The sequence below is a fragment of the Pseudomaricurvus sp. genome, from assembly GCF_965662505.1.
Taxonomy (GTDB): Bacteria; Pseudomonadota; Gammaproteobacteria; order Pseudomonadales; family Cellvibrionaceae; genus Pseudomaricurvus.
The window spans coordinates 1-21,121 of record NZ_CBFIHX010000009.1 but is presented as its reverse complement, the minus strand read 5'-3'; the positions used below and the strand labels follow the sequence as shown (position 1 = coordinate 21,121).

17 protein-coding genes are annotated in these 21,121 nt (G+C 49.5%); 2 read left to right on the top strand and 15 right to left on the bottom strand.

What is annotated here, in order from left to right:
• Window positions 1-17: 17 nt before the first annotated feature.
• Entirely contained in the window at window positions 18-1,583 is a 1,566-nt protein-coding gene (locus ACTG33_RS02225; protein WP_439133547.1) for an acyl-CoA synthetase, read from the bottom strand.
• A 152-nt stretch (window positions 1,584-1,735) separates the two neighbouring features.
• Between ACTG33_RS02225 and ACTG33_RS02220 the strand changes: the two genes are divergently transcribed.
• Window positions 1,736-2,542, top strand: a complete 807-nt coding sequence (locus tag ACTG33_RS02220) for an IclR family transcriptional regulator (protein ID WP_439133546.1) — start codon at window positions 1,736-1,738, stop codon at window positions 2,540-2,542.
• A 36-nt stretch (window positions 2,543-2,578) separates the two neighbouring features.
• Here the strand turns inward: ACTG33_RS02220 and ACTG33_RS02215 are convergent, their stop codons facing one another.
• Window positions 2,579-3,883, bottom strand: coding sequence for an MATE family efflux transporter (locus ACTG33_RS02215; protein WP_439133545.1), 1,305 nt, complete (start codon window positions 3,881-3,883; stop codon window positions 2,579-2,581).
• A gap of 111 nt (window positions 3,884-3,994) precedes the next feature.
• Window positions 3,995-4,594, bottom strand: a complete 600-nt coding sequence (locus tag ACTG33_RS02210; RefSeq protein ID WP_439133544.1) for a pentapeptide repeat-containing protein — start codon at window positions 4,592-4,594, stop codon at window positions 3,995-3,997.
• An 84-nt stretch (window positions 4,595-4,678) separates the two neighbouring features.
• Between ACTG33_RS02210 and ACTG33_RS02205 the strand changes: the two genes are divergently transcribed.
• On the top strand, window positions 4,679-5,332 hold the full coding sequence (locus ACTG33_RS02205) for a carboxymuconolactone decarboxylase family protein (protein WP_439133543.1): 654 nt from the start codon (window positions 4,679-4,681) through the stop codon (window positions 5,330-5,332).
• A gap of 82 nt (window positions 5,333-5,414) precedes the next feature.
• Here the strand turns inward: ACTG33_RS02205 and ACTG33_RS02200 are convergent, their stop codons facing one another.
• The 12 genes from ACTG33_RS02200 to ACTG33_RS02145 form a co-directional block, all read right to left on the bottom strand.
• The gene (locus ACTG33_RS02200) at window positions 5,415-7,013 is read right to left on the bottom strand and encodes an SMP-30/gluconolactonase/LRE family protein (RefSeq protein ID WP_439133542.1); all 1,599 of its coding nucleotides are present in this window, start codon (window positions 7,011-7,013) and stop codon (window positions 5,415-5,417) included.
• Between the two features lie 52 nt (window positions 7,014-7,065).
• Complete coding sequence (locus ACTG33_RS02195; protein WP_439133541.1) at window positions 7,066-7,476, bottom strand: nuclear transport factor 2 family protein; 411 nt, start codon at window positions 7,474-7,476, stop codon at window positions 7,066-7,068.
• A 34-nt stretch (window positions 7,477-7,510) separates the two neighbouring features.
• Window positions 7,511-8,272 carry an SDR family NAD(P)-dependent oxidoreductase gene (locus ACTG33_RS02190; RefSeq protein ID WP_439133540.1) on the bottom strand — a complete coding sequence of 254 codons (762 nt, stop codon included), beginning with the start codon at window positions 8,270-8,272 and terminating at the stop codon, window positions 7,511-7,513.
• 28 nt (window positions 8,273-8,300) lie between these two features.
• The gene (locus tag ACTG33_RS02185; RefSeq protein ID WP_439133539.1) at window positions 8,301-9,530 is read right to left on the bottom strand and encodes a CaiB/BaiF CoA transferase family protein; all 1,230 of its coding nucleotides are present in this window, start codon (window positions 9,528-9,530) and stop codon (window positions 8,301-8,303) included.
• Between the two features lie 59 nt (window positions 9,531-9,589).
• Complete coding sequence (locus ACTG33_RS02180) at window positions 9,590-10,351, bottom strand: SDR family NAD(P)-dependent oxidoreductase (RefSeq protein WP_439133538.1); 762 nt, start codon at window positions 10,349-10,351, stop codon at window positions 9,590-9,592.
• Between the two features lie 284 nt (window positions 10,352-10,635).
• On the bottom strand, window positions 10,636-11,277 hold the full coding sequence (locus ACTG33_RS02175; protein ID WP_439133537.1) for a TetR/AcrR family transcriptional regulator: 642 nt from the start codon (window positions 11,275-11,277) through the stop codon (window positions 10,636-10,638).
• A 212-nt stretch (window positions 11,278-11,489) separates the two neighbouring features.
• A complete protein-coding gene (locus ACTG33_RS02170) occupies window positions 11,490-12,515 on the bottom strand; it encodes an NAD-dependent epimerase/dehydratase family protein (RefSeq protein ID WP_439133536.1) in 1,026 nt (341 codons plus the stop codon).
• A gap of 322 nt (window positions 12,516-12,837) precedes the next feature.
• The gene (locus ACTG33_RS02165; protein WP_439133535.1) at window positions 12,838-13,581 is read right to left on the bottom strand and encodes a 2-oxo acid dehydrogenase subunit E2; all 744 of its coding nucleotides are present in this window, start codon (window positions 13,579-13,581) and stop codon (window positions 12,838-12,840) included.
• 98 nt (window positions 13,582-13,679) lie between these two features.
• Window positions 13,680-14,351, bottom strand: a complete 672-nt coding sequence (locus tag ACTG33_RS02160; RefSeq protein WP_439133534.1) for a TetR/AcrR family transcriptional regulator — start codon at window positions 14,349-14,351, stop codon at window positions 13,680-13,682.
• A 128-nt stretch (window positions 14,352-14,479) separates the two neighbouring features.
• Entirely contained in the window at window positions 14,480-15,739 is a 1,260-nt protein-coding gene (locus ACTG33_RS02155) for an acetyl-CoA C-acetyltransferase (protein WP_439133533.1), read from the bottom strand.
• 308 nt (window positions 15,740-16,047) lie between these two features.
• Window positions 16,048-18,501, bottom strand: a complete 2,454-nt coding sequence (locus tag ACTG33_RS02150) for a TonB-dependent receptor (protein WP_439133532.1) — start codon at window positions 18,499-18,501, stop codon at window positions 16,048-16,050.
• Window positions 18,502-19,049: 548 nt separating this feature from the next.
• Window positions 19,050-21,121: TonB-dependent receptor (locus ACTG33_RS02145; protein WP_439133531.1), on the bottom strand; the 2,072-nt coding region annotated here is incomplete at its 5' end.

Here is a 21,121-nt window from a genome sequence, read left to right as displayed (position 1 = left end):
TCTCTCTTCTCCTCAGTTTAATTGCTGGCCACTGCTGCTTTCGCAGCTTCGCGGTCACGTAAAATTTTGCGATGAACCTTGCCTGCTGGCGTTTTCGGCAGCTCATTCACAAATTCAATCACCCGTGGGAACTCATGTTGAGCCAATCGCTCTCGGGTAAAATTCTGTAACTCTTTGACAAACTCATCGCTTTCCGAACGATCGGAAACCACAAAGCCTTTGACAACTTGACCACGTGCCTCATCCGGCACACCAATGATGGCGACCTCTTGCACGTTCTCGTGTTTCAGCATGGTGTTTTCAATTTCGACAGCGCTCATGGTCCAACCGGCAGAAATGATGACATCATCCGCACGGCCGCAGTGATACAGATAACCGTCGGCATCCACACGAGCCAGATCTTTGGTGGTTTCCCAATGATCGCGTTTCCACAACATCAACTCACCCACTTCGTCCGGCGATGTCGGTGTACCGTCCGCGCGCTGGACTTCCAGTTTCAGACCCGGAATCGGTTTACCCAGGGAGCCTGGACGAACTTCGTAATCCTCTGCTCCCGGGAAGTTGACCAATACAACACCAATTTCGGTGGTGCCGTACATGCTGCAGGCAGGAACGTGGAAAGTGTCCTCAATAAAATCCAGCGTTGCCGAATCACAAGGTTCGCCGGTAAAGGACAGTTTCTTGATGGCAAAAGTGAACTTGTTTGCGGTGCCGGAGTTTCTCATCATGCGGTAATGTGTGGCGGCAGCCGACATGTTGGTGATCTTGTAATCCTGCATCGCTTTCATCAAACGCTCGGCGTCGAAGCGACCGGCAAAGGTACCGGTAGTCACCCCCATCGCCAAAGGTGCCAGGGTTCCATGCCACAAGCCGTGACCCCAGGCAGGAGAGGATGGACAGAAGTATTCATCTCCCGGACGAATGCCAGTCCCGTAAAGGGCAGCGAACATTAACGTCACCAGCGATTTGTGAGTGTGCTTAACCGCAGCCGGTAATTCACGGGTCGTGCCGGACGTGTACTGAAACACTGCCAGATCACTGGCTTTGGATTGCGCCTCAAAGGATGTCGGATAATGACCGATCTCTTCCAGCAAGCTGTCGTTGGCAACAACCACATTCAGACCTTCAACCTGCTCCGCGATCCCGAGTTTTTCTTCGTTAGTCACCAACAAACTGGGCTTACAGTCATCGACACGCAGACGCAGACCGTCAAGGCCGAACAGAGTGAACAAGGGCACGCTGATTGCGCCCATCATCATGGCCCCAAACAAGCTGGTGTAAAACGGCAGCGAAGGTTCCAGCATAAAAGCAATACGGTCACCCGGCTTGATGCCTTTCTCTACCAACCAGTGTGCAAACTGAGCTGAGCGGGTAGCGATCTCGTCGAAACTCAGAATTTCGTCAGCGCCATTGTCGTGGGCTATTCGCACGGCTGTGCGACCACTGCCATCGGCATGGCGAGTCATACATTCATTGGCGATATTGAGGTATTCCTTATCGCCATCAAACAATTCCCACAGAGCCGTGGAGTTGGCGTGAGCCTGGGCATCGGCATAGGAAGTGTAGTCTGTGAGCTTAGCCATTTAGTCAACCATTCAACATTGGTGTTTATTGTTAGAAACCAAACAATCTCACAAACTCAGATTATTGTAAATATAGAATTGTATTTTATATATGCAATGTTAGAATAAAGGGAACAAACTGGCATCCCAGTCGACCAAACGAGCTCAACAATATGTCTTCAAAAACCACACAAGATCGGAAACTTGCCGAATCTGTAAAAACCAGCAAAGCGCCCGCCATTGCTCGCGCAGCAGCCATTTTGCGGCTGCTGGGAAAAAGCGATTCATCTCTGGGATTGCAGACCATTGCCAACACACTGAACCTGGTGCCCAGCACCTGTTTGCACGTCCTGCGGGCTCTGGTTGTAGAAGAGCTGGTTTCCTTCGATCCGGACACCAAACGCTACGCACTGGAAGCTGGCGTACTGACACTGGCTCGCCATTGGCTCAGACGCAATCAATTCACTGACCTCGCACAACCCTTCCTGGAACGCATCAGCCAGCAGTTTGGGGTTACCATGCTCGGTGTACATATTGTGGGTCTGGAGCACATCGTTGTGGTGGCGACATCTCAAGCTAATGGCAACAGCTTTCAGATCAGCGCCCAGGTGGGAAGCCGTTTCCCGGCGTTAATCAGCGCCACTGGCCGCTGCATTGCCGCCTTCGGTAATCACTCGGAAGAAGAAATTGAAACGAGGTTTCACACCTTGCGCTGGGATGATGCGCCCGCGTTTGACGAGTGGAAATCTCAGGTTGAGCAAACCCGCGAACAGGGTTTTGCGATTGATTCCGGCAATTACATTTCCGGCGTTACGGTACTCGCAGCACCGGTTTGGAAAAGCCGCGATAAATTAAGCCACGCACTGGTAGCCATTGGTATCGGCAGCGCCATTCAACGCGAAGGGCTGCCGGAACTGCAGAGCGCAATGGCCGCGGCCGGGCGGGCACTGTCGAATCAGCTCAGCGGTGATGATGTCTGATCAAACTGTAGCCGCTTACACTGACTGCAAACAGCTTCAAGCCATTTTCTTTAATGCGCGGCTGATCCAGACTTGGCTCAGTCCGCCCGCCAACACATTCGCCAGAGAAACACCTAAAAACAAACCCGGTAAACCCCAGAGCCACTGGCCAGCCAAAGCAAAAGGCACATTAAAACCAATCACCCGTAACATCGACAACACCATGCCCGGCAAAGGCTTACCCATGCCATTAAAAGCCGATGTGGCACTGATAGACAAACCTATGAAGCCATAGCTGATCGGCATAATGACGAAATAGAGCGCCACTACGGCAATCACCTCTTCCGAATCGGAAAACCAACTGCCAATGACGGGGCCGGATAGCCACAACACCAAGGCGACAATGGCGCTAAAGACCATACTGAATTTAAAGAGCAGCCGCACCGCTTCATCCAGCCGATGGCGATGGGTCGCGGCCATATTCTGACCAAAGAACGGTCCCACCACCCCTGACAAGGAAAAGAACACAATCAGTAATAATGGTTCAAGACGCTGCACTACACCCAGTGCCGCAACGGCATCCGGACCGTAACCGGCAACCAATATGAGAATAATACTGCCTGCCACTGGCACCACTACGCCCGTCGCAACAGAAGGCAAACCGACATGCAAAACCGAACGCCAGGACTTCAGTAAGGGCGTCAAATTGACATGAGGCAGGCTGATCAGTTGATACCGCCACACCACAAAATACGCACCAACCACCACCAACAAAACGCGGGAAAATACCGTTGTCCAGGCTGCACCGGCAATCTCCATTCGCGGGAAGGGACCTAACCCAAAGATCAATAAAGGATCGAGAATAATGTTCACCAGCGCGGCCCCCACCATCATCATTCCCGCCACTTTGGTGTGACCGGATGCCTGTAGTATTGAGGCCATGACTGTCGAACAGGCAAAAAACGGGGCATTCCAATACCAAGGCCACATATAGGCTTCAATAAGGGGTAATACTTCAGGACCTGCACCCAGCAACTGAAAGGTCGGATTCATCAGTGACCAACCCGCAAGCATGACCACCAGGGAAACAAACACACTTAGAACCAGAGTGTCAGCAGCCACACGTCGCGCCTCAGGTCGCATGCCATTGCCTAGTAAACGTGCGTAAACAGAAGACGCACCTGTCGCAAACCCAACAGCAATAGTGGTGACCAGCAGCGCGACCGGAAACGTAAAACTCATCGCTGCCAACGAGTGACTGCCCAACTGACCGACGAAGAACGCATCTGCGGCACTAAAAGTGAGGGTCGCTGCGAGCCCCCATACTCCGGGCATTGCCAATCGGTAAAGCTGACGCCCCACGGGGCCCTGCGTATATGAAATAGCTTGAGTCACTGAGTTCGATTCCCCGAAAAAGTAAGCCGGCCATTAAACCATAATTACGCAGCTATTACGGCACTATTGCGATACGCGTCAATTAACCAGCTCAATATTAAGACTTTCCAACAATCTGACCGCTTCAAATCGACTGAATTTTGCGTGTTTGATTTTGTTATTCAACACATCAATATCGTAATCTGTTGCTTCAGAAAAGTCCGCGCGACTTAAGTTAGTGTTGTTAAAAAGGGAACCTGTAAAATCGGAGTAGGTGAAATTTCCCTCGCTGAAATCACCATCCCGAAAGTCGACGTTGTGAACTTTACACCCCTCCATAACCAACTCCTGAAAACTCAATCCTGAAAAAGAAGAATCGTTCAATATGCAGTGATGAAAATTAACCGGTGACGTAAATGATAACTTTGACCAATTGATCTTGGTCCAGTCGATACCCACCAGTTTGCAATCAGAGAAAGTCACTTCAAATAACCTACTGTACTGGATGTTGGCCACACTCAAATTACATTTATTGAAATCACAACTTACAAAGTTGCAACGATTAAATATCACTTCACTAAAGTTACAATCAATAAATGTACACTCTTCAAATTCTACCGAGTCTATCTCGCAAGCGGAAAAATCAACTTTTTCAAAGGATTCATCGTAGTACTCGGGTTTATCCAGATGGGAAGTCATGAGGTACCTTATAGAAGGTTAAATGTTTAGAAGATTAAATGTTACTATGCCAGTCATTATCCAGTTTGCCTGAGGATCGTTTCCGTGTCAGATAAAAATAACCCAAACAGTCAATTCCAAACGCTCACCCCCGACACCTCCGCTCGTGAAGAATATATTCTTGGTCAACCACCTCGCATCCCGCCTCTGGCACCGGAAGAGCGAACCGAGGCTCAACAAAAGACGCTGGACGAGATTAGCATGGTGGTTGTGGATGGTGTGCGCAAACCCCGTGAAGACATTGACTGTCTTGAAATTCTGATCCGTCATTCAGAACTTTACCTGGCGCATCTGGGCGTGGGTAAACAATTTCTGTCAGGATGCGACCTTTCCATCAGAGATCGCGAGCTGGCCATTCTGCGTATTGGCTGGTTGTCACAAGCTCCGTTTGAATGGGGGTCGCATGTTGTCATCGCAAAACGCAATGGCATTTCCGCCGAAGAAATCGAGTGGATGATTGAAGGGTCATCTGCTGCAGGCTGGAACAAAAAAGACCGTGCCACCATTCGCGCCATGGAAGAGCTGCATTTCGATTCTATGATTACCGATAAAACCTGGGCCGACTTGGCCGAAGTCTATTCAGAACGTGAATTGATCGAACTGACGGTGATTGCCGGGCAATACAAAACTGTCGCCTATATGCAAAATAGTTTGCGTCTGCCTATTCCTAAAGGCAAACAAGGTCTTGATGCAAGATAACATCATCAAGCGATAAAAAAAGGCCACAATGCAGAAGCAATGTGGCCTTTTTTATCATTACTTACTTATTTTTTCTCATTACTTACCGATTCGCAGAGAAGGTCAGCACGCTGCCGTCAGCATCCGCAGACACATAAAGCGTGCCATGAGAGTCTACAGCAATACCGGCAAAGGGCCCCATCGGTCCCGACAAGGGTGGCACTGCTTGTAGAGGTTTAGGCACCACACCTTCTGGTGGCCCCACCGGTAAGTCTGTGGCAATGAGACTACGAGAGCTGGAATTGAGGTCAAACTCAACCAGCTCTTTCGCGCCAGCATCAACGATATACAGCTTATCGTCTACCACCAACATACCCTGCGGTGTGTGCAGTTCATCGACCACAACCTCAGTTCCACCGGACACCAGTTTCACGACTCGTCCAGCTCCACTCTCAGCAACCAGAACCTCACCACCTGAAGTGAGTGCCACGCCCATAGGTTCATTAAGGTCGGTGGCCAGCTCATCGACGTGTCCATCTTTAACCGCAAGGACACGTCCTCCGCCACCTTCAGCAAAAACCACAGCGCCACTGTCCGTTCGAGCCAGACCGTAGAGGCGATCAAAGCCTTCGGCCAGAACTTCACTCTCCATCTTCGCCGGATTCCAGTGTGAGACCTGACCATTAGCCGTCGTCACAATGTATTCCCCGGAACCGATAGATATCACACCGCGGGTATAACCAGGAAACCCCGGAGTAAACAGCATGCCCACACACTGAGGCGCACCGTCAGGCGTCATGGTATAAGTGTAACCACCGTCGGCAATAAACAATACGCCGTTTTCATCCACGGCCAAGCCCAAAGGCCATTGCATACCGTCAGGAACCAGAGACCGCAGTTTTCCATCCGCCAATACTTCATTGATCTGACCAGAAATACTGGATACAAACAATCGGTCGCCGACAAAAGTACAGTTATCCAAACCGGGCGCCACATCGGCTAAAACCGTTTTCTCTCCGGTATTCGGGTTAATGCGCAAAACCTGCCCACTACCCACCTGCGTGGACACAATAAATCCTTGAGCATCAAATTTAACAGAATCCGGAACGCCCAGTTCTGTGGCCACCACTTCGTGCTGACCGCCATCGAGACTGACTCGCCAGATTTCGTTGGTGCCCATGATAGGAATGTACAGCTTGCCATCCGGACCCACTTCCATCGCATTAGGCATGGGCACATTATTGAGAATGATGCGTGGCTCACCGCCATACAAATCCAGCTCCATAATGCGACCATCAGGACGACATTCACCGGCAAATAAACGACCATTGAAAACAGTAATGGGGTTGGCAGAAGGCATCTCAGCGCGAACAACGCGCGTTTTACCGTTGGTTTCAAGTACGCTCACCCGACCTTCAGTAAACTCGGTGACAAACATGTTGCCGTGATCATCAAACGCCAAGTCATCAGGGCCAACGATATCACCACCCATCGGGCTAACGGTACTCACTTCCCCGCTATCAACATCCACGGCACTGATCTGGCTACCAGAAACTTGTGCCACATAAATACGGCCATCCTGTCCGGTCCGAATACCATTCGCACCAAACAAGCGGCTGGGCTGGGTGATGCGCTTCATGCTCCAGCTTTCTGCAAGACGGGTGTCCGCAGGAAGTGTATAACGCCCAGATTGCTCTGCCATACATAGTCCTCTTATTATTCCCCGGTGTTCAGGCCGGTAATCGTCTCAGCAGTTATTCGGCACCAATGACGGTATAAATTCGAGAGGTAAACAACCAGCGACCATCGCGCTTCACGTATTCATCATCGAAGAAGCCAATGACGATTTTCTGACCACCCGCCTTTGGAAAGATCAGTTCACGACAATAGGCACGCCCTTTGGCTTTATCACCATCGAAAACAAGATCTGTGGGCGATGGAATGGCGCTCATGCTCATAAACTTGACATAAGCCATCATCTCTTTGAACTTTTCGACCACGGCTTCTTTGCCTTCGACAAGGGCTGGCATTGAAGGCGTTTTCCAACAGCCCTCGTCAGCCCAGGTGCTGGCCCACAATTCAGGGTCAATGGTCGTAACGCCTACCGCGAACGTTTCAATTAACTCACGAATTGCCAAACGCTCTTCTACGGAACCTTTACTCATTTACTCTCTCCTCCGACTTAGACTGTTGGTTGTATTAATCCAGATCTAGCACCGCTTGAGACAAATACTTGGTTGAGGTCCAACCACAATCCACTACGATCTGCTGACCATTGATAGCACCAGCCGCTGGAGAACAAAGAAACGCAACCGTACCGGCGACTTCTTCCGCTGTGCCCAAACGAGGGAATGGTGTAGTTTCAATATTTGTGCGGCGGAACGCCTTATCATTCATGCGCTCTTTCACCATATCGGTCATGGTCACCCCAGGCGCCACACAGTTGGAGCGAATACCTTGTGGGCCGTATTCGCAAGCCATGTGTTCGGTCAGTGAAGCCAATCCACCTTTCGCAGCAGAATAGGCGCCACCACGACGACCACCAATGACGGCATAGGTCGAGGTAATGTTGACAATGGCATCGCCATCTTTCATGTGACCAATCACATCGCGACACAAACGGAATGGCGCTCTCAACATGATATCGAGGAAATAATCCAGAGTTTCGTCATCGGTTTCGTGCAGTGGTTTTGGTGCACCGATGCCTGCGTTGTTCACCAGGAAGTTGATCTGGCCAAAGCGCTCCAGTGCGAAATCCACGATTTTTTTGGGCGCGTCTACCGCAGTAATATCCACGGAGATTGTGGCAACACGATCACTGTTGCCCAACTCGGATACCAACGCGTCGAGTTTGTCTTGGCTGCGACCTACACCAACAATGGCCATTCCCATTTCGTGCATTTGTTTTGCGGTGGCCAAGCCAATGCCGCTGCCAGCGCCGGTAATAATTGCTACTTTCATTGGAATTCTACCCTGTTCTGTAATCGATTCAGATAAGGCCTGTTTCACGCAAACGGCTGATCTCGTCGGCGGACATGTTCAGTCGCGCACTGAGGATTTCATCCGTGTGCTGACCAATCGTCGGAGGTGCCTGGTATTTCATCGGTGATCCCGACATATAAGCCAATGGACTCGCAAGCATCGTCACTTCTCCAGAAACCGGATGCGGTACAGTGACCTTCAATTCTCGATGCTGAACCTGAACATCATCAAACACTTCCGGCAATTCGTTATAACGTGCCGCGGGCAAGCCAATACCGTCCAGAGACTCAAGCAGATCTGCGGCTTTCCAGCCCATGCTCCACTGATTGATGATAGCCACCAACTCATTGCGGTTAGTACCGCGTTTGGGATTGGAGTTGAAGCGCGGATCATCAAACAAATCCGGACGCTCCATCAATTCGCACAGCAGACGCCAGTGCTCATCGGTACCCGCTGTAATGTAGATAATACCGTCTGAACAGTTGATCAGATCCGCTGGACCGCCACCATTACCGCCATTACCCAAACGCGGCGGCGCATTACCGGATACCAGATAGTCCTGCATAATGTGGGAAGTCATCGCCACGGAACAATCCAGCAGGGCAACATCAATGTACTGACCAACACCGGTATTATGACGCTGATTAAGAGCACCTAAAATCGCCAGCGCGGCGTTGTGACCGGTAAACACATCAACCAGACTCGGACCAGCTTTCAAGGGGCCAGCGCCTGGCTGACCTTCTGGATGTCCGGTTACTGCCATCATGCCACCTGTAGCCTGAAACAGACCGTCATAGCCAGGGCGAGTCGCCATAGGACCCGTTTGGCCAAAGCCGGTAATGGAACAGTAAATCAGCTTGGGATTAATTTCTTTCAGACTTTCATAGTCGAGGCCGTAACGCTTGAGGTTACCGACTTTATAGTTCTCTATCAGAACATCACTGTCAGCCGCCAAACGACGAATCAATTCCTGCCCTTCAGGCTTTGAGATATTGCAGGTCACCGATTGCTTGTTACGGTTCGCCGTCAAATAAAACGCCGATTCACGAGTTTTGTTACCCTCGCTGTCTGTCAAGGATGAAAAACCATACATACGGCCATCATCACCGACACCGGGGCGTTCGATTTTCGTCACATCCGCACCCAGATCACCAAGTATCTGACCACAAATAGGGCCAGCCAGAACACGGGTCAGATCCAGTACGCGGACGCCCGCAAGAGCTTGTGAATCGCTCATTTGTAATCCTCTCTCTACCTAAAATAAAACAGTCGTTAGCGGCTCAAGGTGACGCCTGATCAATTCATGTAACGACCACCGTTCACACTCAAGGTGTGACCGGTAACGTAATCTGCGTCTTCAGAACACAGGTAGGAAACCGCTTTTGCCAGGTTTTCAGGTCTACCTGCTTTACGTACCGGTAAATGTTGACCCAAAGCTTCAGCACCACCGGGGCCCAAACCACCTTGGGATTCCAAGTTTTTCAGCATCGGTGTAACCACCATACCCGGAGGTACGTTATTAACAGTAATGCCTTTGGGACCTAATTCAACGGCAAGCGCTTTGGTCAATGCAATCACCCCGCCTTTGGAAGCGATATAGGCTGCCATATTGGGTGAGCCCGTTTGGGTGCTGGAAGACGAAATAAAGACAATACGTCCCCAACCCGCAGCTTCCATATCCGGAACCAGAACTTGCGCTACCAGATAAGAGCCGGTCAGGTTAACGGCCATGACCTTGTTCCAGGTGGCATCGTCAATTTCAGCCAGTGGCGCTGTAGAGTGCATGCCGGCACTGTTCACCAAAATGGTAACTGGACCCAAGTCAGCGCGGGTTTTTGCTGCGCCAGCCTCAATAGATTCACGGCTGGAAACATCAACAACAGCGGTTGTGACACGCACACCCATGCCTTTGATTTCTTCAGCAATCTCGGCCATCAGCGACTCGTTGAGATCCCAGATAGCAATATCGTTGCCGTCTTTGGCCAAAAAGCGGCACACTTCGGCTCCAATACCGGAAGCACCGCCAGTGACTACGGCAACTTTTGCAGATTCGGTCATTATCAATTCCTTACATTGAATGGCTTACCAGGCAAGCCCGATCTTAAAATTACAGATGCGCGTCATATAAACACCACTGTTGTTTAATATATACTAATCGCCCTAATATTCCCATCATTTCGGGCGCCGAAAAACCTGACAAACGGCCTGATAAGACCTGTTTTTGACAGCTTGGCAAAGGAGCGGCGCAGAGGGGAAAGGACGCCGAGAAGTCCGTTACAACTCTCCAGCCTAACAAGATCAGCGCGAATTATAATTGCGTCACAGAGACAACAAAGGCGCCTTCAGGCGCCTTTAAGAATGTCCTCAAATTGAGGGAACTCTTCATTTTTTAGAACACCATGAAGAAACAAACGCAGCATTTCACGACGCATACGTTCAGCCATAGCTTCGCGCTCATCATCTGTATTCGCATGGGCTCTGACCCACTCAGGCCAAATAAAGTATCCGGACAAAGCAATCACTGACAAAGCTTCAACATCGATACCATCCTGACTGAATTGACTTTCCGCCAACTGTTTTGTGGTTTGTTTAAATTTGCGGAAAAAAGCATCTTCGCCCGGGTTTTCAGACGCTAGCAATTCGAACAGCCAAACCCGTCCCAGGGTCGGATTTTCCACCGCAAAATTCACCAGTGTGGAAATGACTTTATAGATATCGCCCTGCTTAAGCTCTTTAGCCTCACCCTCTTCATTCAATTCAACATCGCCGAAAACGGTATTAGAGAGGTGCTCGCCAACCCACGCGACCGTCGCATGGATGAGGTCTTCACGAGTCTGGAAGTGTTGATAGGCAGTACCCCGGTTGACACCAGCCAGGCTGGCAACTCTGGATACTTTAAGCGCTTCAGGGCCATCGGATGCGAGCACGGTTCGTGCTGCCGTTAATATGGCTTCGCGTGTTACTTCTTTGCTGGATTTACGCACCCTGCGCCCTCTATTTTTATGATTATTCGAATAGACATCAGTGTCGTTCACTCAATGAAGAATATTGGTTCTCGCCAAGCTGGCTGTCAACCAATCTCCGGTAAGTAATTGCCACAATACCCAATGAATCAAGTTTTCATGTCATCTAGATACAAGCGAAGACAAGCGTACACCCAACTGAGCTGTCTTAATCACTCTTAAAGGCGTGACTTTTAAGAGCCATTCGTATCTCTCTCTCTTTGCGCGTACCACGCCAACGCATCTTTCACCGTCTCAGCCACAGGTCGAGGATTCCAGTGCAACTCCCGACGTGCTTTACTGTTGTCCATTTCCTTAAATGCATTGGACAAATACACAGCATCGGTGCTGACCAAATAATCTTTGCGGCCCATTAACTTAAACACTCGCTCGGTCACCCAAGCGATCCCATAAGCCAGCTTTAAGGGAATAAACCTGGGTGGCTGAGTACCGTATTCAGCAGTAGCAACACCATAGAAATCCCGGTTGCTGATGTATTCGTTAGCGATGATGTAACGCTCACCCACTGTTCCGTGTACTTCAGCCAACAAAGCCGCATCGGCTGCATCGCGAATGTCCACTGAAGGCGCACTGGCATCCAGCGCGGCTTTCATTTTCCCGCTAGCCACTTCCCACAGAGCACCACCGTGTGGGGTAGGCTGATAATCTTGCGGTCCATAAGTATTAGCCACACACAGGGCAATACCCGGCAGACCTTTTTCCTTGGCGTATTTCAACAACTGCACTTCTGCTTCCAAGCGCGCCAATATGTAAGGCGAAGCCTTGTCACGCCAATTGAATTCGATGTCTTCCGTCACTGGGCCGTCGGGATTAAAACCCAAAGTTCCCATGCTGCTGGTAAAAATAAAACGCTCAATACCAACGGACAGAGCCACTTCCATGGCATTTACCAGGCCTTCAACATTGTTGCGATAGATAGGGGCCGGATCGGTTAACCAAAAGCGAGGATCGACGACACTGTAGAAGACCGTTCCACAGCCTTCCATGGCCGGACGCATGGATTCAGAGTCCAGCACATCGCCATAAAAAATTTCCACGGGTAAGTCTTTCACCGCTTCGGTATTACTGGTTTTGCGCAACAAAACCCGGACCTTACGCCCTTGCTCGACCAGCTTGCGGGCAATATGACTGCCCATAAATCCGCTGGCGCCTGTAACCAGTACCGGTTTCGACAGGTATTCTGAAGTTTCTTCACTCATTGTTTTACCCCTACCCTCAAATTTGACTCACACGGACCTTTCCTTTCAACAGTAATTTTTATGATGAAAGGCAGTTGAAACTTGTAGGGAGTCTGTCATTTGATGACGATCGCTCTAATTTCTGCATGCAGCCCAGTGTTAAACCCGGTCAGGTGCAGAACGAAGAACTGAAGATAATCAGGCTGGAATGCTGTTCTGCGTTATAGGCTATTGAGTATTATCTAAGAGTTTATGTCTCAATTAACCTATGAGTAATCCTTTGACAGACCACAACTTCTGCCCCCTAATACAGGCACAGAAGTTGTTTTAGACAGCTTGCCTCTTACTTGAATTCGTAAGAAGCCAAAAAGTCCGCCACGAAACGTACAAAACGCGCGGCGTCTGCACCGTTAATCACGCGGTGATCGTAGCTTAATGAAAGAGGTAGCAATTGACGCAATTCCGGCTGACCATTTTCATCGGGTAAAAACTGACTGCGAGCACGGGTAATACCCAAGATACCGACTTCTGGAGCATTAATGATTGGCGAAAAGCTGGTGCCGCCAATGTGTCCCAGTGAAGACAGGGTGAAACAACCACCGGACATCTCCGCCATCGACAGGCCTTTAGTACGAGCCTTTTCTGATGTCGCGGCCAGCTCTGCAGCCAACTCGTCTTCGGTTTTCTTATCACAATCTTTAATGGCAGGTACCAGCAAACCACTGGGAACATCCACCGCAATGCCAATGTGGTAATAATGCTTTTGAAACAGCTTGGTGCCATCGGCACTTAAAGACGTATTGAACTGTGGGTATTCTTTTAACGCAGCGACGGTGGCCTTCATCAAAGCCGGTAACAACGTACGTTTTTTGTCTGGATTCGCCTGATTCCAGGCTTTACGACGTGACTCAAACTCAGTGATATCCGCATCGTCGTTATGGGTTACATGGGGAATAGATGCCCAGTTACGATGCATGGCCTTGGCGACATACGCCTGAGTTTTACCAACCGCTTTTTCTTCTACTTCACCAAACACAGAGAAGTCCATCTCTGGCCAAGGCATCATTTTTGTAAACTGATCACTCATTTTTAAACTCCTGCAGCCAAATTCTGCACTTTTCTATAACAGCGACACTGTAATCATCGCTTGATTCTGAAACACACCTGGTTTTATAAATTCCAGGCCTACCACTTAATTTCTTCGTGCACAGCTTCGTCATCATCATAATCGGGCAATTGACCGCCCTTGATGATGCCATTCAAGTTAAGCCTCAATACTTCACCCGTGAACTGTTTCACCAGACGATCTCGCTCTGTATCACTACTCTTACTTGCACCAGACCAAACCGGCCAAAGTACGGAACTGACGACCATCATCATCGCATGAACTTCGGTATCAATACCCGGCTCCGCCCGGTCCGATTTTAGAAACCTTTCCATCATCGCGGTATAACGCTTCCAGTACGGATCCTGCGCCCTCTTTACCGGGTCCAGAATCGATACCAACCAAACTCGGCCGTACTCTGGATTCTCAATGGCAAATTTGGCCAGATTTTCCGCCAGCTGTCCTGGACGCATCTTGGTAGCAGGCGACAGAGAATCAGCCTCACCAAAAGACTCACGACATAATTTTTCACTCACCCAGGAAACAGTCGCACTCAACAGTTGGTCGCGGGTTTGGAAATGATGATAAGCCGTGCCGCGGTTCACTCCGACCATCTGTGCAACCTTTGACACACTCAACCCTTCGGGTCCATCACTGGCCAACAGTTTACCAGCCACCTCCAAAATAGCCTCTCGAGTTCGCTCAGGATCTCTACGACGCTTATTGGTTTTTGGTGCTTCAACTTCACTCATGTGAATTCCTTAAATTAAGGTCATACGACAAGGGATATTATCCAGTCATTCCTTGACTGCCTCTGAGCAATATCCAGATTTCATCATCTTCTAGTGTGATGTTATGCAATACGGGTTCAATCTAAAGCTTAGACCCGCTCAATGATAATCGCAGGAGCCATACCACCTGCAGCACACATGGTAATCAGGCCGCGCTTAAGATTACGTCGTTCCAGCTCATCCAATACCGTGCCAATCAACACAGCACCTGTGGCACCAATAGGGTGACCCAAAGCAATGGCACCGCCATTCACATTGATCGTGTCGCGATCAATGTCCATATCACGGATAAACTTTTCAACCACAACGGCAAATGCTTCGTTCACTTCCCACAAATCGATGTCGTCTTTTGTTAGACCGGCTTTTTCCAATACTTTCTTGGCAGCCGGGACTGGTGCATTCAACATCAACGTCGGATCATCACCCATGTTCGCGGTCGCAATGATGCGGGCACGGGGTTTCAATCCATGCTGTTCAACATACTCAGCGGATGCCAACAGCATGGCCGCAGCGCCGTCCACCACACCGGAAGAGCTGCCCGCATGATGCACACACTGAATATCCAGATCGGGATAGCGGGAGTTAATCATTTTGCGGAAGGTCGTGCCGTCTTTATCCAATGGCATGTCAGCCAGCTTGGCAAAGCTGGGCTCCAATTCCGCCAATTTCTCAGCGGTACTGCCCGGACGAGGATGCTCATCTTTATCCAACACCAGCTTGCCGTCATCATCGAGAACGGGAACAATTGACTTGTCAAAATAGCCATTCTCAATGGCTATCGCCGCGCGACGTTGGCTTTCAGCCGAAAACGCGTCAAGGTCTTCGCGGCTAATGCCTTCCATCGAGGCAATGGCGTCAGCGCACAACCCCTGGTGGGATTGCGGGTACTTGGCTTGCAGGCGCAGGTTGCCAGTTCCCAGACCAACACCCGGAATACGCAGACCGGCCTCGCGCTCTTTATTGCCAAAATCGGTGATGTGAGACATCATTTCCGTGCCACCGGCCACCACCAGCTGTTCCATACCGGACATCAGCTGGGCTGCTGCAAAATTGACTGCTGACAGGCCACTGCCACAAAAGCGATCCATGGTGATACCACTGACAGACGGATCGTACCCCGCATCCAGAGCCGCCATGCGGCCCATATCCCCGCCTTGCAGCCCTTTCTGGGCACTGGTGCCCCAGATAACGTCATCCACATCTGCGGTATTGAAACCGTTGCGATCAGCAAGCGCCTTCAGCACAGTGGCAGCCAAGTGCTGGGGATGCATATGAGCCAGTGCGCCCTTGCCCACTTTGCCCGTGCCTCGGGGGGTTCTTACAGAATCAATAATGAACGCTTCGGACATCTTATTCTCCTTATCACCACAACTGTTTATGCGATTTGTGCTATACCTTTGCATCGCTGGCGGATGCCCATACCGACTCACAAAAGCAACCAACAAAATGGCATCAAAATTTACACATCTTTCACTTATTGTACGACAGTGTTGTTTATATGTATAGGCGATAATCCGGGCTCTCGCGCACAGTTAAAGCGCAAATCCTACAAACAAAAAAAGGCGACAGTGGTAACCCACTGTCGCCCAAATCATGAAATGGAGAGAAGGCGCCGTCAGACCGGAGAATACCCGATCTGACGACTCACACTTCGAACTTAGAACTGATAGCGCAGAGATGCACCAATGGTACGGGGAGCTCCGTAAGTGGCAGAAGCCCAACCCAAAGAATCCAGCACGTTCAGACCACCGACAACATAAGCTTCATCCGTAGCATTATTTACATAAGCCGCAGCATCAAAGTTAGAGCCCATCACGTTGAACCAGTCCAGACGCAAATTCCAAACAGCGTAGTCATCAGCAGTGCTGGCGCCCATAGCTTTCTGATAGGTCCCCGCACTCCAACCTTTAGACGCATAATTGAACGCATCCGCTACAGTATCCATCTCATCCTGCCAGTAAACACTGGTCATGATGGTCACTTCACCCAGACTGACATCCAGTGGCAAGGTATACTTTGCCGACGCCGTCAGAGAGTTCTCAGGAATATAGGTAAACTTAGCATCTGAATAATCAACAGTAGCGAGACCGGTAGAAGTCTGAACTGCCTTATCCCACTCTTTATACTCCGCATCTACATAGGAATACGACAGGTTAAAGGACAGATTAGCGGTCGGGAAGTAAGTTGCTTCCAGCTCCAGACCCTTAATTTCGGCCTCAGCCGCATTGGCCGTTTGCGTACCGAACGTACCCCCCTTCAGGGCGGACTCGGTCTTCTGGATATCTGTGTATTCCTGCAAATAAACCGCCAGGTTGGTACGCAAGGAACCAGAACCCAACTCCCAGTCAGCCTTATGACCAAACTCATAAGTAATAACAGTTTCTTCATCGAACGGCGTTAACGATACGTTATCGGTGCCGCGCAAATCGATACCACCCGCACGATAACCCGTGGAGACACTACCGTACATCAACAGACCATCACGTGGCGTGTAGTTAAGTGACGCCCTCCAGGTAGGGCTGTCAAAGTCAGCGCTCTCTTCACGTTCACAAGCGTTAGCAGGCAACTGGTTGCCGTCTACATCGGTCATGGCACACACTGGCAAGTTATTGGCGCCAGTAGGAGCACCACCAACACTGGAAGTATAATTCCGCGCAGTTACAGAACGCTCATCCCAACTTTGACGAATACCCACGGTCGTCGACCAAGTTTCATTAAACGTGTAAGTCCCTTCAGCAAACAAGCCCAACGCTTCATTTTTTACGTCGCCGTTAGGGGTACGCTGTGGCATCCAGATTGTCGGATTTGCCGGGTTAACACCGAAGACCTGTGAATAATCTTCAGCAGTGGCGGACATTTCGTACCAATAACCACCGACAATCCAATCCACCTGATCGTAGCTACCCAGCAACTGAAACTCATTACTGAATTGCTCGGAGGTTCTCTTTGTGGTGCTTGGGTCATAAGTGACACTGTCGGTAGGCGAAGTCCTCGCACCAAACAGAGGGAACGCAGTGCCATCGATGTCAGCCGAGGTGACCAGCTTCATTTTGCGATAACCAAAAATGTTCTTCACAGTCAGGTTATCATTAATGTGGAACTCAGTTGTGTTGGCGGCAAACTGGTTCTCAACCATCTCTTTCGCACGCATATCGGTAGCAATGTCAAACTCATCACGCGCATTAGCCGCAGCCACCGCATCCTGAATATCTCCAGCACCGTATATGGAACCAATCAGACCACCTAGGCCAGTCTCGTTGTTGTACACAATCGGAGAGGGAATCCGAGCCATCATTTCGTTTCTGTCGTAAGACAACACCAAAAGGTTGCTCAGGTTTTCCGAGATCTCCAGATTGGTGCTTAAACGCAAGCTGCGTGAATGCTCATCCCAATAATCGTCACCATGCAAGGCATTATCAGCAACGTTTTCCTGATAACCGTCACGATCGATCATACGACCCGCCAAACGGAATTGCAGGACATCACTTACGGGCAAATCAACAGCACCTTCCACGCCTCGCTTGTTGTAATCACCCACGGTAGCTTCCAGATAGCCACCCATATCAACACCGGGGGTTTTAGGCTGAACCAAAATGGCACCACCGGTACTGTTACGACCAAACAGAGTTCCCTGTGGCCCTTTCAATACCTGCACACTTTGCAGATCGTACATCGCCAGGTTGCTACCCTGAGACGGGGTCATCACTACATCGCCAAAATACATGGGAACTGCAGCTTCCTGATTCAGACCCGCAGTCGTAGGGCGCTGACCGCGCAGAGAAATAATAGGGTCATTGGTTGACGCCCCCGCATTGGAGATACGCAAAGACGGAACCTGAGTACCCAGATCACTCAACTCTCCAACACCCTGAGAACGCAAAGCCTCGGAATCCATCGCGGTCACGGCGACAGGAATATCCTGCAGACTTTCTTCACGACGACGAGCGGTTACAACAATCTCTTCCAGGAAACCAAATCCTTGTCCCTGCTCCTGAGCTACAGCGCCAGGAATACAGTTGGCAGACGCAATGGCCAAAGCCAGGCTCGCAAACTGTAAGGGCTTATTGGAAGACTTCTTCAGACTTTCGGTTTGATACTTTTCACTTTTCATTATGACTCTCTCTCTTATTGGTGTCTTATTGCGGGTGTCAGCTATCACAACCTGATGAGTTACATCTTATGAAACCCACAAATCAAACAGGAAACCTCGTACCTAAGAAAACTCAGAGCTCTTATCGGCTATTTGATGGCTTGTTATCGCCATGAGTTTTAAAAAGTTAATAGACAAAAACTAAATTATTAGAACACTATTTATTCGGATTATGTATATATAGTCAACAGTACTGTCTATTTAAAATTGGGTCAATCTGCATTACACAACGAGACAATTCATGCATCTCAAATGAGAAACAATGGGTAGGGCATCCAGTAGTTTTGAAGATATTATTGAGGCGGGTATAACTAAATGATCTAGCCCTGCAGTGAAGGCAATAGACAAAGGAGAGCGCGACTAGGATTCGGCTCGCGAAGAAAAATAGGGGTAAACCCAAAAAAAACAGCCAGGCCGCCTATCAGGTTTTTATCTTACCAGGTTTTCTATAAAGCCCCTGCGGAACAACAAAGTTGTTCTCCCGCAGGGGAATGAACATTACTTAACGATCAGAACTGATAACGCACTGAGGCACCGAAGGTACGTGGAGCACCGTAGGTATAACCGGTGTAGAACACATCGATCACATTCAATCCACCCAGCACATATTGTTCGTCAGAAACATTGTTCATGTAGGCCGCAAAGTCAAAGTTCGAGCCCATAATGTTGCGCCAATCGTAACGCAGGTTCCAGACACCGTAGGAATCCACTTGAGAAACGCTTTCTGCCAAGGCAACGTTTTCATCGGTCCAGCGCGCCGCCGGAGCAATAGCACCACTCTGGAATTGACTAAAGTCACCCGCCAAAGCATGAGTTGTCATGTCATCTTGCCAGTAGTAGCTGGCCGTCAGCGACATCTCACCCAAATCACCATCCATTGGGAAAGTATAAGTTGCCGAGGCAGTCAGGGACTGTTCAGGAATGTAGACAAAATCATTATCTGATGTATCAAATTCGTAAAGACCGCCACTACCATTTGGGACGCTGGCTACATTCTCATCATACCCTGCATCCACATACGAATATGAAAAACTCAAAGACAAACTATCTGTCGGTAACACAGTGATGTCAGCTTCAAACCCTTTAATTTGGGCCTTGGCTGCATTCACGGTTTGTGTTGCCAAGGTGCCGTTCACATCAATAGGCTTGGTTTGCTGGATATCCTCGTAGTCCTGCAGATAGACCGCCAGGTTAGTACGTACGGGTGCGCCCCCAATATTCCAGTCGATTTTACTGCCCAACTCATAAGTGGTTACAGTTTCTGGCTCAAACGGCTCGAGTGTCGCGTCATCAACACCACGGGAATTGAAACCGCCCGCTTTATAGCCCGTCGAAATACTACCGTACACAAGCGTTCCATCACTAGGCATATAGTTAACGGAAATTCGGCCTGTTGGTTTATCAAACTCTTCACTGACTGTACGAGCACACTCGGTCAACACGGCTCCACCAGGTCCAGTCACTGCGCAGGGTAAATTATCCGGATAGCCACCAAATGGTGCACTGGCAAATTTACGAACGGTCAACTCTCGCTCATCCCAGCTTTGACGTAATCCAGCCGTCAAAGACCACGCATCTGAAAAGTGATAAGTTGCCTCACCAAAGACCGCATAACCCGTATTCAATGCTGAAGTTGCAGTGGTTTCGTATACGCCCGGCCAGGCAAAACCCGGAAAATCAAGACGTGCGCCAATTTGTTGCAACTCCTGGCTAGCAGTACCCTCCATCTTTGACCAGTAAGCGCCCACAATCCAATCTAAACGCTCGTCGAAAGAATTGCCCAGCAGCTGCAACTCAGCAGTGTATTGCTCTGAAATAGTCGGGTCAGCCTCAACCGGATTCAAATCTGCGCCGGTGATACCCAACCCATAGCCATTATCCACATAATCAGTCTGAGTAGGATCATAAGTGGACACCACGCTACCAGCAACGGGTAATGCTGTGCCATCCGCATCATTTCCTGTTGAGGCTTTTAATTTTCGATAACCCAGAATATTTTTAATAGACAGGCCATCCGTAATCTCAAATTCAAAAGTATTTGAAGCAAAGGTGTTTTCAATTGAATCTTTAGCACGGATGTCGGATTTAAATCTCCAGGGATCATCACGATCCACATTTTCCTGAAGAGCACCAACATATTCAGGGAAGAATGTATTAATAGTGCTTCCACCCTGAGTTGATGTATTCAATGCTCTAATTTGAGGAACCGGCGAATTCATTTCATTCTTATCATAGGACAGCACGGTTAAGTTACTCAGACTATCGCCTTGATAACTCACACTCAATCGAAGCCCTTCTGAATCTTCTCCGCGAGCCCTCTCGCCATTCAGCACATTATCAGCAATATTCTTTTGATAACCATCGCGATCTACTTTCCGTCCGACAAGACGGATTGCCAACTCATCGGTGAGAGGGACATCAATGGCTCCTTCAATGCTTGTCAGATTATAGTCGCCTATTTTCGCCTCAACATAACCACCAAGGGCATCCCCCGGGCGGGTAGGCGTCATTAACAATGCACCACCAGTACTGTTACGACCAAACAGTGTCCCTTGCGGCCCTTTCAGTACTTGAACGCTCT

Excerpts from the sequence above, each read along its gene's own strand:
- ACTG33_RS02195 (WP_439133541.1), bottom strand. The coding sequence starts at position 7,476 with ATGAGTAAAGGTTCCGTAGAAGAGCGTTTGGCAATTCGTGAGTTAATT.
- ACTG33_RS02225 (WP_439133547.1), bottom strand. The coding sequence starts at position 1,583 with ATGGCTAAGCTCACAGACTACACTTCCTATGCCGATGCCCAGGCTCAC.
- ACTG33_RS02150 (WP_439133532.1), bottom strand. The coding sequence starts at position 18,501 with ATGAAAAGTGAAAAGTATCAAACCGAAAGTCTGAAGAAGTCTTCCAAT.
- ACTG33_RS02165 (WP_439133535.1), bottom strand. The coding sequence starts at position 13,581 with ATGAGTGATCAGTTTACAAAAATGATGCCTTGGCCAGAGATGGACTTC.
- ACTG33_RS02200 (WP_439133542.1), bottom strand. The coding sequence starts at position 7,013 with ATGGCAGAGCAATCTGGGCGTTATACACTTCCTGCGGACACCCGTCTT.
- ACTG33_RS02170 (WP_439133536.1), bottom strand. The coding sequence starts at position 12,515 with ATGAGTGAAGAAACTTCAGAATACCTGTCGAAACCGGTACTGGTTACA.
- ACTG33_RS02180 (WP_439133538.1), bottom strand. The coding sequence starts at position 10,351 with ATGACCGAATCTGCAAAAGTTGCCGTAGTCACTGGCGGTGCTTCCGGT.
- ACTG33_RS02190 (WP_439133540.1), bottom strand. The coding sequence starts at position 8,272 with ATGAAAGTAGCAATTATTACCGGCGCTGGCAGCGGCATTGGCTTGGCC.
- ACTG33_RS02160 (WP_439133534.1), bottom strand. The coding sequence starts at position 14,351 with ATGAGTGAAGTTGAAGCACCAAAAACCAATAAGCGTCGTAGAGATCCT.
- ACTG33_RS02185 (WP_439133539.1), bottom strand. The coding sequence starts at position 9,530 with ATGAGCGATTCACAAGCTCTTGCGGGCGTCCGCGTACTGGATCTGACC.
- ACTG33_RS02210 (WP_439133544.1), bottom strand. The coding sequence starts at position 4,594 with ATGACTTCCCATCTGGATAAACCCGAGTACTACGATGAATCCTTTGAA.
- ACTG33_RS02155 (WP_439133533.1), bottom strand. The coding sequence starts at position 15,739 with ATGTCCGAAGCGTTCATTATTGATTCTGTAAGAACCCCCCGAGGCACG.
- ACTG33_RS02220 (WP_439133546.1), top strand. The coding sequence starts at position 1,736 with ATGTCTTCAAAAACCACACAAGATCGGAAACTTGCCGAATCTGTAAAA.